General features: G+C 64.7%; 16 protein-coding genes. 9 read left to right on the forward strand and 7 right to left on the reverse strand.

All coding sequences use genetic code 11. From position 1 onward, the window contains the following. Positions 1 to 24: 24 nt before the first annotated feature. Positions 25 to 951: a DUF1003 domain-containing protein gene (locus NKI21_RS02875; protein ID WP_352864458.1), complete on the reverse strand. Its 927-nt coding sequence runs from the start codon at positions 949 to 951 to the stop codon at positions 25 to 27. Positions 952 to 1,586: 635 nt separating this feature from the next. Beyond that, a complete protein-coding gene (locus NKI21_RS02880; protein WP_352864461.1) occupies positions 1,587 to 2,474 on the reverse strand; it encodes a D-alanyl-D-alanine carboxypeptidase family protein in 888 nt (295 codons plus the stop codon). A 405-nt stretch (positions 2,475 to 2,879) separates the two neighbouring features. Between NKI21_RS02880 and NKI21_RS02885 the strand changes: the two genes are divergently transcribed. From NKI21_RS02885 to NKI21_RS02900, 4 genes are all read left to right on the forward strand, one after another. Then, a complete protein-coding gene (locus NKI21_RS02885) occupies positions 2,880 to 4,652 on the forward strand; it encodes a methyl-accepting chemotaxis protein (RefSeq protein ID WP_352864464.1) in 1,773 nt (590 codons plus the stop codon). A 345-nt stretch (positions 4,653 to 4,997) separates the two neighbouring features. Continuing rightward, the gene (locus NKI21_RS02890) at positions 4,998 to 6,098 is read left to right on the forward strand and encodes a hypothetical protein (protein WP_352440551.1); all 1,101 of its coding nucleotides are present in this window, start codon (positions 4,998 to 5,000) and stop codon (positions 6,096 to 6,098) included. A 110-nt stretch (positions 6,099 to 6,208) separates the two neighbouring features. Then, positions 6,209 to 6,829, forward strand: a complete 621-nt coding sequence (locus tag NKI21_RS02895; protein WP_023810683.1) for a nucleoside triphosphate hydrolase — start codon at positions 6,209 to 6,211, stop codon at positions 6,827 to 6,829. An 85-nt stretch (positions 6,830 to 6,914) separates the two neighbouring features. After that, positions 6,915 to 7,262, forward strand: a complete 348-nt coding sequence (locus NKI21_RS02900) for a hypothetical protein (RefSeq protein ID WP_352440552.1) — start codon at positions 6,915 to 6,917, stop codon at positions 7,260 to 7,262. Positions 7,263 to 7,285: 23 nt separating this feature from the next. Here NKI21_RS02900 and NKI21_RS02905 read toward each other — a convergent pair whose 3' ends face one another. The 3 genes from NKI21_RS02905 to NKI21_RS02915 form a co-directional block, all read right to left on the reverse strand. Next, positions 7,286 to 7,990 carry a glutathione S-transferase family protein gene (locus NKI21_RS02905; RefSeq protein ID WP_352440553.1) on the reverse strand — a complete coding sequence of 235 codons (705 nt, stop codon included), beginning with the start codon at positions 7,988 to 7,990 and terminating at the stop codon, positions 7,286 to 7,288. 164 nt (positions 7,991 to 8,154) lie between these two features. After that, positions 8,155 to 9,363, reverse strand: a complete 1,209-nt coding sequence (locus NKI21_RS02910; RefSeq protein WP_128304230.1) for a beta-ketoacyl-[acyl-carrier-protein] synthase family protein — start codon at positions 9,361 to 9,363, stop codon at positions 8,155 to 8,157. Between the two features lie 5 nt (positions 9,364 to 9,368). After that, on the reverse strand, positions 9,369 to 9,623 hold the full coding sequence (locus tag NKI21_RS02915) for an acyl carrier protein (protein ID WP_013528393.1): 255 nt from the start codon (positions 9,621 to 9,623) through the stop codon (positions 9,369 to 9,371). A 216-nt stretch (positions 9,624 to 9,839) separates the two neighbouring features. Between NKI21_RS02915 and NKI21_RS02920 the strand changes: the two genes are divergently transcribed. Genes NKI21_RS02920 through NKI21_RS02940 form a run of 5 tightly spaced genes read left to right on the forward strand, consistent with a single transcriptional unit; the run spans position 9,840 to position 12,203 of the window. Then, positions 9,840 to 10,673 carry an urease accessory protein UreD gene (locus tag NKI21_RS02920; protein ID WP_502895174.1) on the forward strand — a complete coding sequence of 278 codons (834 nt, stop codon included), beginning with the start codon at positions 9,840 to 9,842 and terminating at the stop codon, positions 10,671 to 10,673. Positions 10,674 to 10,701: 28 nt separating this feature from the next. Continuing rightward, positions 10,702 to 11,004 (forward strand): urease subunit gamma, encoded by a 303-nt coding sequence (locus NKI21_RS02925; protein ID WP_015314510.1) that lies wholly within the window; start codon positions 10,702 to 10,704, stop codon positions 11,002 to 11,004. 10 nt (positions 11,005 to 11,014) lie between these two features. Beyond that, positions 11,015 to 11,269, forward strand: a complete 255-nt coding sequence (locus NKI21_RS02930; protein ID WP_027161066.1) for a DUF1272 domain-containing protein — start codon at positions 11,015 to 11,017, stop codon at positions 11,267 to 11,269. Positions 11,270 to 11,301: 32 nt separating this feature from the next. After that, positions 11,302 to 11,889: a HupE/UreJ family protein gene (locus tag NKI21_RS02935; protein ID WP_128304229.1), complete on the forward strand. Its 588-nt coding sequence runs from the start codon at positions 11,302 to 11,304 to the stop codon at positions 11,887 to 11,889. Positions 11,890 to 11,897: 8 nt separating this feature from the next. Continuing rightward, positions 11,898 to 12,203 carry an urease subunit beta gene (locus tag NKI21_RS02940; RefSeq protein WP_352440554.1) on the forward strand — a complete coding sequence of 102 codons (306 nt, stop codon included), beginning with the start codon at positions 11,898 to 11,900 and terminating at the stop codon, positions 12,201 to 12,203. 20 nt (positions 12,204 to 12,223) lie between these two features. Here the strand turns inward: NKI21_RS02940 and NKI21_RS02945 are convergent, their stop codons facing one another. Together NKI21_RS02945 and NKI21_RS02950 are read right to left on the reverse strand one after the other, a co-directional pair. Further along, the gene (locus tag NKI21_RS02945; RefSeq protein WP_352440555.1) at positions 12,224 to 12,712 is read right to left on the reverse strand and encodes a hypothetical protein; all 489 of its coding nucleotides are present in this window, start codon (positions 12,710 to 12,712) and stop codon (positions 12,224 to 12,226) included. Positions 12,713 to 12,841: 129 nt separating this feature from the next. Then, a complete protein-coding gene (locus NKI21_RS02950; protein WP_352440556.1) occupies positions 12,842 to 13,225 on the reverse strand; it encodes a hypothetical protein in 384 nt (127 codons plus the stop codon). Positions 13,226 to 13,403 lie beyond the last annotated feature (178 nt).

Consider the following 13,403-nt stretch of genomic DNA (forward strand, 5'->3'; position numbering starts at 1 on the left):
GGCTCGGTGCGTCCAGGCTACGTCCTATGAGGTTCCCGCCCCAACCTTCACCGCCCGCCTTCCGCGCACCGCGCGCTTCGGCTTCTTCGCACCGGTCAGTTCGTGCATCGCATCCAGCTGCATCTGCTGCATTTCGGCCAGGCGCGTCCATTGGCGCGAGATGAGGTAGTCGAGCTTTTCGTGCAGATGGCGCACTTCGAGCTCGGCCTTGAGGTTGACGCGGTAGTCGTTGAAGGAGCGCAGGCGGTCCTTGGATTCCTGGCGCCTCTGGCTCATCATGATGATCGGCGCCTGGATGGCGGCGATGCAGGAGAGCAGCAGGTTGAGCAGGATAAAGGGGTAGGGATCGAAGGCGGCGCTCATGCCGGCGATCAGGTTGATGCCGATCCACACCAGCAGCACGCTGCCGAACGAGATCAGGAACCACCAGCTGCCGCCGAAGGAAGCCATAATGTCGGAGACGCGGTCGGCAAAGGTCCGGTGCTCCTCGAACTCCTCCTCCGAGTTCTCGGAAATCGTGTCTTGCCTGGCGATCGATTCGACCACCTGGCGGTCGAGCTCGGAGAATTCGCCGTGCTCCTGCTGCAGCAGCTCCTCCATGTAACGCATGCGGTAGCGGCCGAGCTCGGCGCGGCTGATGCGGGCGCCGGCCGGCAGGTCGGGATGGTCCGAGCGGATGCGGTCGGCGAGGCTCGGGCGCAGCGTGTCGATGCGCACCAGATCGCGCTTGCGGAATTTCCGACCCGATATCGCCGACGGTTTCTTCTTCGGCTTGCCGCGTTGGGGGCCTGGAGCTGATGGTTCGGAGTCCGGCACTTCGGGCGTCTCGAAGTGCTCGTCCGACACCGGATCGGCCTCCAGCTCGCCGATGATCGGCGCTTCGAAATACTCGCCGCCACTGTCGTTCTGATTGTCGGCCGGTTGCTCGGGCGTTTTGGGGACGGTGCTCATGGTGGGCTCCTGATGCTGGGCGACGATAGACAGAGGTGGCGGCGCATAGCCAGCGCCGGGCACGGATTTCGCAGGCCGGACAAGTGGTTTTGATCGGAGAAGGCGATGTGGCTGGCGGCGGCTCGCCCCCCAGGGCGGGTGGAGACGTTCGAAATTGGCCGAAGCCTCACCAACTTCGTCGTCCACAGGCGGAGCGGGAAGAACTTGCCCGATGTTTGCGCCAATCACCCCCCTCTGTCCTGCCGGACATTTCCCCCGCAAGGAGGGAGATTGGCTGTCATCCCGGCTTTCGCCAATTTCCACCGTCACATGAGTGAGCGTAGCGCCGAAGCCGCTGATCTCCCCCTTGCGGGGGTTGAGGAGCGGTCCGCGCAGCGGGCGGAAAGCCAATTGCTTGGCTTTCCGAGCGACGAACATCCGGCAGGACAGAGGGGGGTGCCGTCCCGCCAACGTGCGCAAGGTTCTGCACGGCGGCGGGCAACAAAAAACCCGCCTTGCGGGCGGGTCACGTTTCCAGTGGTCAATTGGCGCGACTCAGCACCATACCCAAAACAGTAGCTTAGCTGCCCTCACCGAGTCAAGAAAAAATTCCTATCCGTCACCGTGCGCCCAGACGCGAATCGCGCCGCGGCCTACTACTGCTCGGCGAACATCAGCCTGGTCTTGGCGCCGTCCATGGTCGGCGACAGGCTCCGCTGGATCAGCGCTTCGACATGGTCGTTGCGCTGGCGGGCTGAGTCGGCGCCCATCACCACGACGATCAGATTGCGGCCGTCGGCATTGTAGGAGGTGACGATGTTGAAGCCCGACGCCCTGATGTAGCCGGTCTTGATGCCGTCGACGCCGCGCACGCGGCCGAGCATGTCGTTGTGGCCGCGCACCAGCCGGCCGCGGAACATGAAGTCGCTTTCGGAGAAATAGTGGAACTGCTGGGGAAAGCGCTGACGCAGCGCCATGCCGAGCACCGCCATGTCGCGCGCGGTCGTCATCTGGCCATCGTCGGGCAGGCCCGACGCGTTGCGGAAAATGGTGCTGGTCATGCCGAGCTGGCGGGCTTTGGATGTCATCATGGCGGCGAACTGATCTTCCGAGCCGCCGAGATATTCGCCGACCGCCACCGCCACGTCGTTAGCCGATTTGACGACGATGGCGCGGATCGCCGAATCGACGTCGATGCTTTCGCCGCGCCGGAAGCGCAGCTTGGTCGGCGGCTGCGAGGCGGCGTGGTCCGACACCGGGATCTGCGTCTGCTTGCTGACGCGGCCGGACTCCAGCGCCTCGAACAGCAGATAGAGCGTCATCATCTTGGTCAGCGAAGCCGGGTAGCGCTGCGCCGTCGAGCTGACCTCGAACAGCTGCTTGCCGGTCCTGGCGTCGACGACGATGGCCGCATATTTCTGCGCCGGCGCGGGTACGGCCAGCACGCTGTCGGGCGGCGTCGTGGCGCAGCCGGCAAGCAGCACCAGCAGGGCGAGTGCCGCAAAAACTCTCTGGATGAGCGGAAGGGGACGCAGGTTGGACAAGGGCAGGACTGTTCTGGGGTCGGCTGTTGCTGAGATGAGACGAAGCTAACGTAACGCAAGTGATGCGTCCATTTGGTTAATGGCCGACAGTCCCAGGATTGTCGAGGGCATCGATCTGGTTCCTCGTCCCACGAAGTGGGGAGAGGTGGCCGCGCAGCGGACGGAGAGGGGATTTCGTCGGGCGCCATCTCCAAACGAAATGTATCGGAACCTTACCTGGCACGGCCGGCGCCGTTCCCCCGCTCCGTCTCGGCTCCGCCGAGCCACCTCTCCCCCACATTCGTGGGGCGAGGAACCCAAGCCTGCGAAGCCGCCCCGAAAACGCCGGTTTTCCCGTGTCTTTCCTTGCCAGGGCCGCGTTTCCCGTGGGAAGGGGCGTGGTATCTCAGGGCTTGGGGGCTTGGCATGACGAACATCGGGGCCGGGGGCGCTGCGCCCTCGCTTATCAGGGCATCGCTCAGCCGCACTGGCAAATGGGCCGGCAGCGTCGCCTTTATCGGGGGTGCCGTATCCGACATCCTCAATCCGCTGGCGCCGTTCGCCGCCTATATCGCGCTGATCGCCGCGGTGGCCGCAATCATCATCGCCATTGCCATCGTGCTCAGGCTGGTGCTGGCGGCCAGAGCGCTGCCGGCCTTGATCTTCGCCACAACAGCAGCGGCGGTCGCCGGCGGCGTCTACGGCCTGCAGCAGCAGACCAACGCCCAGAACGGGGTGATCGCCAGCCTGGTGCCGGCCATTGCCGGGCTGCAGCAGTCGATGGGCATCGTTACCGAAAAAGTGGCCAGGATCGAGCAGACCGTCACGCAGACGCAGAAGACGGTCGAACAGGTCAAGCAGTCGACCGACACGGTGGCCAAGAAGACCGATGAGATCGCTAACGCCCAGCAGCAGCAGACGCAGCAGACGGCGGAAGTGCAGAAGACCACCGACGAGGTGAAGAAGCAGACCGAGAAGCTGCAAGAAACGACTCAGCAGATCGCCGCCTCGATCGACACCATCGCCAGGGGCTTTGCCGCCCTTGCCGCGCAGGGTGGGGCGATCGCCGAGCCGAAGCGGCCGGACGAGTTCTACCACAATGCCCGTGTCTACGAGCTGTCCGGCGACATGCTCAATGCACGGCGCTCCTACCTCGCCTTTGCCGGCTTCGATGTCGACGCCATCGATCCCTATACGCGCTTTGCCACGCTGCTTCGGGTGCAGGACGGCAAGGCCGGCGCCCGCGAAGTGTTCGGCGCGCTTGCCGACAAGGGCAAGGCGCTGTCGATCAAGCTGGTGCATATCCAGCAGTTCGACGACGCCCAGCGCGTCGACAAGCTCAACGCCTTCATATCAGCCAATCCAGATTTCGCGCCGGCCTATTTCCTGTTGGCGCAGGAGTTTTCCGAAGACCGGCTCGGCGCCCAGACGCTGGCCGACAAGCGCAACGAGGCCAAGGCGCTGACCAAGTTCACGTCCTACGAGAAGGATGGCGGGCTGCTCACATATTTCGTCGACCAGACGCAGCTGGCCGACTGGCTGGACCGCAGCCGCAGCCGGCTGGCCGCACTCGGCGACGTGCTCGATCCCGCCCGCTTCGTGCCTTCGCTGACGCCGATGCGCTCCAACCAGGGCTGGTCGATGACCATCTCGCTGCCCGAGCCGGCGACCGCCATCTCCTGGCGCATGGGCAACAGCGGTCCGTTCACCGACACCGGTTTCCTGGCCATGAACGACCAGACGACCGGCAAGCCGATGGCCAATCCGAGCTTCGAGATGCCCGACAGCACCGTGGCCGGCATCATCGCCATCAAATATCTCGACATCAGGGGCCGCGAGACCGGCCCGTTCGACATCCGCTTCGACCCGGAGGCGGCACTCCAGCAGGGCAACAAGCAGATCCTCGACCAGTTCTGGACCTCGTGGATCGCCTTCGATGCCAGCGGCAATCACGGGCTGGTCTATTTCACCCAGATGCTGTCCTACCGCTGCGCCATCAAACAGGTGCACTACAGCCTGAACGGCGCGGCGCTCGACAAGGAGATCAAGATGCCGCGTTGCGACAAGAAGGACCCTTACGCCATCCCCTACGACTACCAGCCCTATTTCAAGGTCGCCGACAGCGTGAAATCGATGTCGGTGCAGGTCACCTACACCGACGGCACCAAGTCGCCGGTGCGGGAATACAAGCGGCAGTAGCTACGCTCACCCTCCCCCTTGTGGGGAGGGCTATCGCACGTGGAATTCTTGAGATGTCTGCCCGGCACGGACCCCCACCCCTAACCCCTCCCCACAAGGGGGAGGGAGACTTCCGTTGGCGCCGACCCAGGCTAGTCGCCTGTCTTTTCGGCGCCAAAGAAAGAACAATTAAGGCACGCGACAGCGTTCCCTCCCCCTTGTGGGGAGGGTTAGGGTGGGGGTCCTCTTCGAAAGAATCCATATGCGATGTGGGAGGGTGAGAACTGATGCAAAATGCCTGTCGCGGTGCTTGCGCAAGTGCCGCCGAACAGGCCAGTTTGCGCCTGCAGAATCGGTGAGAGCGCGATGACCATCCAGACCATCAAGGCCCGAGGCATTTCGGTTTCGCTCGACCTCACGGTCGGCCATATCGCCGGCATGGTCGTCGAGGGTGGCGGACGGCAGTTGAAGCCGCTGCACCGCGCGCCCTGGGTTGATGCGAATGAGACGCTGCCGGACAATTTGCCGGAAGGTACGGTTCGGCTGTCCGGCGATTTTCTCTGCGCGCCGTTTTCGCGCAGCGATGTCGAGGAGGCGCCGCTGCATGGCTGGCCGGCCAACAGCGCCTGGGACATCGCCGAAAGTGCCGCGACGGATGATGGCTGGCGCGCGGTCTACCGCCTGCGGCACAAGGTGATGGGTGCCAGCGTCGACAAGATCCTGACGCTGCGCGACGGCCATCCCTTCCTCTACCAGGAGCATGCGTTTTCCGGCGGCCATGGTGCCATCTCGGTCGCGCATCACCCGATGACGGCGATGACGGGCGGCGGCAGGCTGGCCTTTTCGCCGAAGCGGTTTGCGGCGACGCTGGACGACCCGCTGGAGCCGGATCCCGCGCGCGGCCGCTTCCTGCTGGCCTATCCGGCACGATCCGCCGATCTCAGCCAATTCCCCGCCGCCGGCGGCGGTACGCTCGACCTGACGGAATACCGCATGGACGACCGCCGCGAGGATTTCCTCACGCTGGTCGAGGCGGATCATGGCGGGCCGGGCTGGACCGCGCTTGCACGAGAGGCCGAAGACGATCTGGTGCTGGTGCTGAAGAACCCGGCCGAACTGCCGATCACCATGCTGTGGTTCAGCAATGGCGGGCGCGACTACGCGCCGTGGAGCGGTCGCCACCTGGGCGTGCTCGGCATCGAGGATGGCCGCGCCGCCGTCGGCCATGCCGCCTCGATCGGCGACAACTGGCTGAAGCGCGAAGGGGTCGCGACCGCCTTTGCACTGGGCGAAGGCCAAAGCGTGTCCTTTCGCCATGTCATCGGCGCCATTCCGCTGGCCGGCGGCGAGCCGCCACAGGCGATCACGACGGCGGATGGCCGCATACGACTGGTGACGGGTGGCGCGACGCGGGAGGTTCCCTTCGACAGCGATTTCCTGCGCATTGGCCAGCCTGCGCCCGCTTGATGGGATTGCGCGGCCGTAGGGTTTGAAATTTCCGTGAACTGCCGCCAAGATGTGGCCGAAATCATCATGCGGAACATGGTGGATTTGAAGCTCCTGCCAGAGAGGCTCTCATGTCCGAAATCGCCCATCTCGCCGCCACCATCTTCAAGCGTGCCGGCAAGGCAAACCGCTTCATCGTGGCCATTGCCGGGCCACCAGGCTCCGGCAAGTCGACGCTGTCGGCAAGGCTGCATGAACTGCTGCCCGAAGGTGCTTCGGAAGTCGTGCCGATGGACGGCTTCCACTATGACGACGCCGTGCTCGAGCGGCGCGGCCTGCGCGCGCGCAAGGGCGCGCCGGAAACCTTCGACTTTGCCGGGTTTGAGGCCCTGCTGAAGCGTATCCGTGCCGGTGAACCCGACATCGCCATCCCGGTCTTCGACCGCAGCATGGAGCTGTCGCGCGCCGCCGCCTCGATCGTCGCCACGGAAACCAAGTTCATCCTGGTCGAGGGCAACTATCTGCTGCTCGACGAAGAGCCGTGGTCGCGGCTGGCGCCGCTGTTCGATTTCTCGATCTTCGTCGACGTGCCGCGCAACGAACTCGAGCGCCGCCTGATGGAGCGCTGGCACGGACATGGCCGCTCCGACGAAGATGCGCGCGCCTGGATCGCGTCCAACGACCTGCCCAACATCGAACGCGTGCTCGCGCGGCGCCGGGCTGCCGATCTGGTGATCGGCCTTTCCGCTTGATTCGACGGATTGCGCAAGGGGAACCTTAAGACTTTCAGGCCGTTATCCCGACACGGCAATTGTGCCAGAAGAGGGATTCGGTCCAATGGCAATCAAGGCAAGAAAGCCCGCGCCCGCCAAGGGCAAGGCGACCCAATCCAAGGCCGGCGCCGGCCCGGCGATGACAGCCCGTTCGAAGGACGCCAAGCCGGCCTTCGGCAAGGCAGCGCCGAAGAAAGCGTTGCCGGCCGCAGCGAAAGCCGCGCCAAAAGCAGCAAAGCCGAAGAAGCCCGTGAGTTCCAGCGACTCCCTGAGCGGCAGTGCGGTGCGCACGGCCAAGGCGACGGCGAACGTCGCTGCCGGCGCCGTCATGGTCGCCGCCCGAGGTGCTGCGTCGCTCGCTGCTTCCGTCATGGGCAAAGGCGGTTCGAAGGCCAAAGCGAAGGCAAAATAGCCGCGCTTCGGAGGCTGGTTCGGCTATCCCTTGGCGGGGATGGTCAGGCCTTTCTGCACCGCCGGCCGCGCCAGGCCGCGTTCCAGCCATGTTCCCACATGGGCGAAATCGTCGAAGCCGACGAGTTCGCGCGCTTCGTAGAATCCGATCAGGTTGCGCACCCAGCCGAGCAGCGAGATGTCGGCGATGGTGTAGTCATTGCCCATGATCCACTTGCGCCCCTTCAGCCTGCCGTCGAGCACGCCGAGCAGTCGCTTTGACTCGTCGCGATAGCGCTCCAGAGGGCGTTTGTCGGCGATCTCGCGACCGGCGAATTTGTGGAAGAAGCCGACCTGGCCGAACATCGGCCCGACCGAGGCCATCTGGAAGAACACCCACTGGATGGTCTCGTAGCGGCGCGCAGCATCGATGGGCATGAGCAGGCCGGTCTTTTCAGCGAGGTAGAGCAGGATGGCGCCGGATTCGAACAGGCCGATCGGCTTGCCGTCCGGACCGTTCGGATCGATGATCGCCGGTATCTTGCCGTTGGGGTTGAGCGACAGGAATTCCGGTGTCCAGCTTTCGTTCTGGCCGATGTTGACCCAATGCGGCTCGTAAGGCAGGCCGAGTTCCTCCAGGGCGATCGAAATCTTCACGCCGTTCGGCGTTGTCGCCGAATAGAGCTGGAGCTGATCCGGACGCTTGGCCGGCCAACGCGTTGCGATCGGAAAGGCGGACAGGTCGGCCATGGAAACTCCTGAATGAGGATTCGCGCCGAGCGGCGCGGTTTTGGCGGGTCGGCCAAGGATTAGACGCGGCGCACGGCACGATCAATGGCGTGCAAGGGTTTCGTTGCGCGCGAACAGTCAACGGAACGGCCTGCTTGGGGCAGATCGCGCGCCCGGCCTTGCGTTCAGACGGCCTTGAAGGCCAGCACGGCATTGGTGCCGCCGAACGCGAAACCGTTGCTGATCGCGGCGCGCACCTTGCGCTCGCGCGGCACATTCGGCGTGACGTCGAGGTCGCAATCGGGATCGGCCTCACGAAAATTGGCCGTCGGCGGCACGATGCCTTCGCGGATCGCCATCACGCAGGCGATCATCTCCAGCGCACCCGATGCGCCCAGGCAATGGGCGTGCATCGACTTGGTCGACGACACCGAAAGCTTGTAGGCATGGTCGCCGAAGACGCGCTTGATCGCTGCCGTCTCGATCTGGTCGTTGGCCTTGGTGCCGGTGCCATGGGCATTGAGGTAGTCGACATCCTCGGGATTGAAGCCGGCATCGGCCAGGCAGGCGCGCATGGCCGCCGTCGGCCCTTCGACGGTCGGAGCGACAATGTCGGAGGCGTCGGCGGAGAGGCCGGCGCCGGCGACCTCGGCAAGGATGGTGGCGCCGCGCGCCATGGCATGCTCATACGTCTCCAGGACCGCCATGCCGGCGCCCTCGCCGAGCGACAGTCCCTGGCGGTCGGCCGAGAATGGCCGGCAGGTGTCGGGCGCCAGCACGCGCAATGCTTCCCAGCCCTTCAGGATGCCCCAGACCAGCGGCGCATCGGTGCCGCCGGCGACCATCACGTCGGCGCGGCCAAGCCTGATCTGGTCGACGGCCGAGGCGATGGCGTGGTTGGATGAGGAGCAGGCCGAGGTGACACCGAAGACCGGGCCGCGCAGGCCCAGACTCATGCTGACGTGGCCGGAGGCCGCGCTTGGCATAACCTTTGGCACGGTGAAGATACCGGCGCGGTTCTTGCCCTCGACCAGGATGGCACGATAGCTCTCTTCGATCGCCTCCCAGCCGCAGACGCCGACGCCGACGACGGTGCCCATCCGATAGGTGGTGGCTTCATTCGAAGTCAGGCCGGCCTGCTGCATGGCTTCCCTGGCTGCGATCGTCGCCAGCAGGCTGAAGCGGTCCATCGACACGGTCTGCTTGCGGTCGATGCCGTGATCGGGAAGCGCCTTGATTTCGCAGCCGACCTTGACCTTCAAATCATGCAGTTGGGGACTTGTGATCTGGCCGATGGCCGAGCGGCCGGCGCGCATCTCGTTCCAGATCGCGGGCGCGCTGGTGCCGAGCCCGCAAATGCCGCCCATGCCGGTGATGACAACGCGCTGCCGCATTCAGTTCAGGCTTTTTTCGCGATCAGCGCGCGCACAGCTTCGACCATGTCGCCGACATTCTTCAGATTGCTCCAGGCGTCGACCGTGTTCATCTCGATCTCGATGCCATACTCTTCCTCAAGATCGAAGATAATCTCCGTCAGCTCGAGCGAATGGATGCCAAGCGAGGTCAATTCGGTGGTGGTGGTGATTTCTTCGCCGCCCGGCTCGGCATGAGCCTTGATCTTCGCGATGATATCCGTTGCCAGCTGGTCGGCCATTCGGTTCCTTCCCCACTATCTCGACGTTTCCCGACGCCAACTGAGCAGCGCCCCTTTTTCTCCTGGTATCAAGCCGCCGTCGTCGTTTAATACCCCCGCCAAGCGCAGCATGACCGTACCAAGGTGGTTCCCTCTATAGAAACCGAAACGTTGTCAAGCAACAAGCTATATCGAACTCCATATCGACAAAGCCGCCGGAGTGCTTAACGTGCAGGCATGGATATGGGCGAACATGGCGGGATTTCGACGCAGCGCGTTGCGGGCGTCGCGCGGCTTTCCTGCGCGCTCCGTGAGGGCCGCACGCGCCTGCGGCGCCTCTATCAGGACGGCGCCGCCAAGATAAGAATGCCGGCCGTCTCGGCCGATCCGCTCGAAGCGGTGCTGATCAACACCGCCGGCGGGATGACCGGCGGCGACCGTATCGCCTGGGACGTGGATGTCGGCGCGGCCGCTTCGGCATCGATCACCACGCAGGCCTGCGAGAAGATCTACCGGGCGGCATCCGACCGTGCCGAAGTGCGGGTCAATTTGTCGGTCGGGGAAAACGGCCGCATCGCCTGGCTGCCGCAGGAAACCATCGTCTTCGACCGGGCGGCCTTTGCCCGCACGCTCGACGTCGAGCTTGCCGTCGGCGCCGAGGCGCTGGTGCTGGAAGCCGCCGTCTTCGGTCGCCTGGCTATGGGCGAGCGCGCCACGCAGGGCAACTTCCATGACCGCTGGCGCGTGCGCCAGGATGGCGCCCTCATTCATGCCGAGGATTTCCGCATCGGACCCGATATCGCCGCCAGGCTCGACCGCCCGGCCGTTGCCGGCGGCGCGATCGCGGTGGCGACGCTGCTTCTGGTGTCGCCGCACGCCGAGGCCCTGCTCGACCAGGTTCTGGAGATCGTCGGCGACCAAGGCAGCGCCAGCGCCTGGTGCGTGAAGAAATCTGGCAAGCTTCTTGCGAGGCTCTACGCCGGGGACGGCTACCGGCTGCGCCAGCGGCTGGTTCCACTCGTCGAATTGCTCAACGGAAGGGCGGGGTTGCCCAAATTATGGTCACTATAGGCCTGTCTCTACCAATCCAGGGAAACGCATGAACCTGACGCCGAGGGAAAAGGACAAGCTGCTGATCGCCATGGCGGCGATCGTGGCGCGCAAGCGGCTCGAACGCGGCGTCAAGCTCAACCATCCAGAAGCGATCGCGCTGATCACCGACTTCGTCGTCGAAGGCGCCCGCGACGGCCGTCCGGTCGCCGAACTGATGGAAGCCGGCGCTCATGTCGTCAGCCGCGCGCAAGTCATGGAAGGCATCGCCGAGATGATCCATGACGTGCAGGTCGAGGCGACTTTTCCCGACGGCACCAAGCTGGTGACCGTGCACGAACCGATCCGTTGAGGAGGACAGGATGCTGGAGCTGCGTCCCAACTGCGAATGCTGCGACAAGGACCTGCCGCCCGAGGCGACGGATGCGCTGATCTGCACCTTCGAGTGCACCTTTTGCGCCGGATGCGTGGAACAGGTGTTGGGCGGCATCTGCCCCAATTGCGGCGGTGGTTTTTCGGCGCGGCCGATCCGCCCGGCAGCGATGCTGAAGAAATACCCGGCGTCGAGTAAACGCGTTCTCAAGGCCGAAGGCTGCGGCCCCCGCAAGGCGGCGTAAACACCAGACCGAGCAAAACGAAAGGCAATAGAATGATCCCTGCCAAACGCCTCTCCCTGTCGGCGATCCTGCTGCTGGCCGCTGCCATGCCGGCCTATGCCCATGTCGGCATCGGCACGGCCTCCTCCTTCACGGCCGGCTTCATGCACCCGCTTTCCGGGCTCGATCACATGACGGTGATGATCGCGGTCGGACTGTGGGCAGCGATCAAGGGCGGCAAGGCGGTTCTTGCCTGGCCGGCGGCCTTTGTCGGTGTCATGCTGGTCGGCGGCGCGCTGGGCATTTTGCATATGCCGCTGCCCTTCGTCGAACCCGGCATACTGGCCTCAATCGTGGCGCTCGGGCTGCTGGTGGCGCTGGCGGTCGATCTGCCGGTCTCGGCCGGCGTCGCCATCATCGGCCTGTTCGCGCTGTTCCACGGCCACGCGCATGGCACCGAGGTGCCGGAGAATGCCGGCGGGCTTGAATACATGGCCGGCTTTGCCATCGCCACGCTGTTGCTGCATGCCACCGGCATCGCCGCCGGTCTCGGTCTCGGCATCCGGTTCCGCGGCTTGGCCCGTACTGCCGGTGCCGCCTGCGCGGCGATCGGCATCGGCCTCGCCTTCGGCATCGTGTGAGGGTGACCATGATCCCCGGTGAGATCATCACGGTGGACGGCGACATCGAGCTCAACAAGGGCCTGCCGACCGTCACCCTGAAAGTCGCCAACAGCGGCGACCGGCCGATCCAGGTCGGCAGCCACTACCATTTCTTCGAGACCAATGAGGGGCTGAAATTCGACCGCGAGCGTGCCAGGGGCATGCGTCTCGACATTGCCGCGGGCACGGCCATGCGTTTCGAGCCGGGCCAGGAGCGCGACGTCACGCTGGTGCCGCTCGGCGGCAAGCGCGAGGTCTACGGATTTCAGCAGAAGGTGATGGGCAAGCTGTGAGATCTCCCGGCGCGCTCAGCTCAGTTCGATGGCTTGGCCGCGGCGTAGATGACGATCTTTCCGGGATTGTCGAATTCGACGGCGAGGACATCCTGCGCCTGCACGCGCCGCGATTCGATGGCGTTGAACAGCAGCGCGTTGGCCTCGATCTCCTTGCGCAGCTCCGTGATGTCGTCTTGATGCTGCTTGACCTTGCTTTCGATCTCCGGCGGCGGGCCGCCTTCGCTGCGCGCGGCGTCGGTGAGGAACACGATGTCGACCTTGTCGAGCTTGGACGTCTTGCGCACCGTACCGATGTTTTCACGCGTGCGGTCGATCGCCGTGTTGACGCTGCGGGCTTCGGCGGTGGCCTTGGCCTCTTCCTGCTTGACGTGCGAGCCGACGATGCGGTTGACGGTCTCCGTGCTTTCCAGCCCTTGCGCTTTCAATCCGGCAACAGACCCTGCCGCCGCCAAGAACGCCGTGGCGGCGACTGCCTGCATTCTGGTCAAGAAAGAAGTGATCGCCATCGCTCGCTCCTGAGAGAAGTCGTTTCGGGGCGCGGGTTAGCGCGAAAAGAACAAAACGAATCCCGCCCGGCGAAGGTTCCTTTCCCGATGCGGCCGGCAGGCCGGATGCCGGCCCGCCGTGCCGTCTCGTCAGCTCGCCTTCTTGGTGATCAGGGTCAGTGCGCCATTGGGTTCCATGCTGGCGGCGACGACTTGCGCCGAACTGAGCCCCTTGGCTTCCAGCGCCGACTTCACCTTGGGCGTGGCGTCGATCGAGCTGCGCAGTTTCTTCAGGCCGTCATCGCCACGCTGGGCGATCACCTGGTTGACCTGCGTCTGGGTGTCCTTCGGCAGCTCGGTGATGTCGACGATGTTGACGCTCTGGATCGTCGGCACCGCAGGCTGAGCCTGGGGCGTGGCTGGAGCAGGCGTTGCCGGCGCCGGAGCGGGCTGTGGCGCGGGTTGCTGCTGGGCACCCGCGGCGCCCGCCAGCATCAGGCTGGCAGCAGCGGCAAGAATTATTGTTTTGCGCATGGATTTTCCTTTCCATCGATTGGCAAACGGTCGGTCTGGGGTGACCCCCTAACCTCAACCGCCAAATGGGATCAGAAGGTGTCGCCCAGCGGGTCATTGCGTGACCATAGGATGGCAGCAATGTGCAGCCGCGCTTCAATCCCACCGCATTTCGGCAAACCGCATTTCAGGAGCAATC

The organism is Mesorhizobium sp. M0715, from assembly GCF_040320355.1.
In the GTDB taxonomy this organism is placed as follows: domain Bacteria; phylum Pseudomonadota; class Alphaproteobacteria; order Rhizobiales; family Rhizobiaceae; genus Mesorhizobium.

Excerpts from the sequence above, each read along its gene's own strand:
- NKI21_RS02950 (WP_352440556.1), bottom strand. The coding sequence starts at position 13,225 with ATGCGCAAAACAATAATTCTTGCCGCTGCTGCCAGCCTGATGCTGGCG.
- NKI21_RS02905 (WP_352440553.1), bottom strand. The coding sequence starts at position 7,990 with ATGGCCGACCTGTCCGCCTTTCCGATCGCAACGCGTTGGCCGGCCAAG.
- NKI21_RS02910 (WP_128304230.1), bottom strand. The coding sequence starts at position 9,363 with ATGCGGCAGCGCGTTGTCATCACCGGCATGGGCGGCATTTGCGGGCTC.
- NKI21_RS02890 (WP_352440551.1), top strand. The coding sequence starts at position 4,998 with ATGACCATCCAGACCATCAAGGCCCGAGGCATTTCGGTTTCGCTCGAC.
- NKI21_RS02885 (WP_352864464.1), top strand. The coding sequence starts at position 2,880 with ATGACGAACATCGGGGCCGGGGGCGCTGCGCCCTCGCTTATCAGGGCA.
- NKI21_RS02925 (WP_015314510.1), top strand. The coding sequence starts at position 10,702 with ATGAACCTGACGCCGAGGGAAAAGGACAAGCTGCTGATCGCCATGGCG.
- NKI21_RS02900 (WP_352440552.1), top strand. The coding sequence starts at position 6,915 with ATGGCAATCAAGGCAAGAAAGCCCGCGCCCGCCAAGGGCAAGGCGACC.
- NKI21_RS02915 (WP_013528393.1), bottom strand. The coding sequence starts at position 9,623 with ATGGCCGACCAGCTGGCAACGGATATCATCGCGAAGATCAAGGCTCAT.
- NKI21_RS02920 (WP_502895174.1), top strand. The coding sequence starts at position 9,840 with ATGGATATGGGCGAACATGGCGGGATTTCGACGCAGCGCGTTGCGGGC.
- NKI21_RS02895 (WP_023810683.1), top strand. The coding sequence starts at position 6,209 with ATGTCCGAAATCGCCCATCTCGCCGCCACCATCTTCAAGCGTGCCGGC.
- NKI21_RS02875 (WP_352864458.1), bottom strand. The coding sequence starts at position 951 with ATGAGCACCGTCCCCAAAACGCCCGAGCAACCGGCCGACAATCAGAAC.
- NKI21_RS02945 (WP_352440555.1), bottom strand. The coding sequence starts at position 12,712 with ATGGCGATCACTTCTTTCTTGACCAGAATGCAGGCAGTCGCCGCCACG.
- NKI21_RS02940 (WP_352440554.1), top strand. The coding sequence starts at position 11,898 with ATGATCCCCGGTGAGATCATCACGGTGGACGGCGACATCGAGCTCAAC.
- NKI21_RS02930 (WP_027161066.1), top strand. The coding sequence starts at position 11,015 with ATGCTGGAGCTGCGTCCCAACTGCGAATGCTGCGACAAGGACCTGCCG.
- NKI21_RS02935 (WP_128304229.1), top strand. The coding sequence starts at position 11,302 with ATGATCCCTGCCAAACGCCTCTCCCTGTCGGCGATCCTGCTGCTGGCC.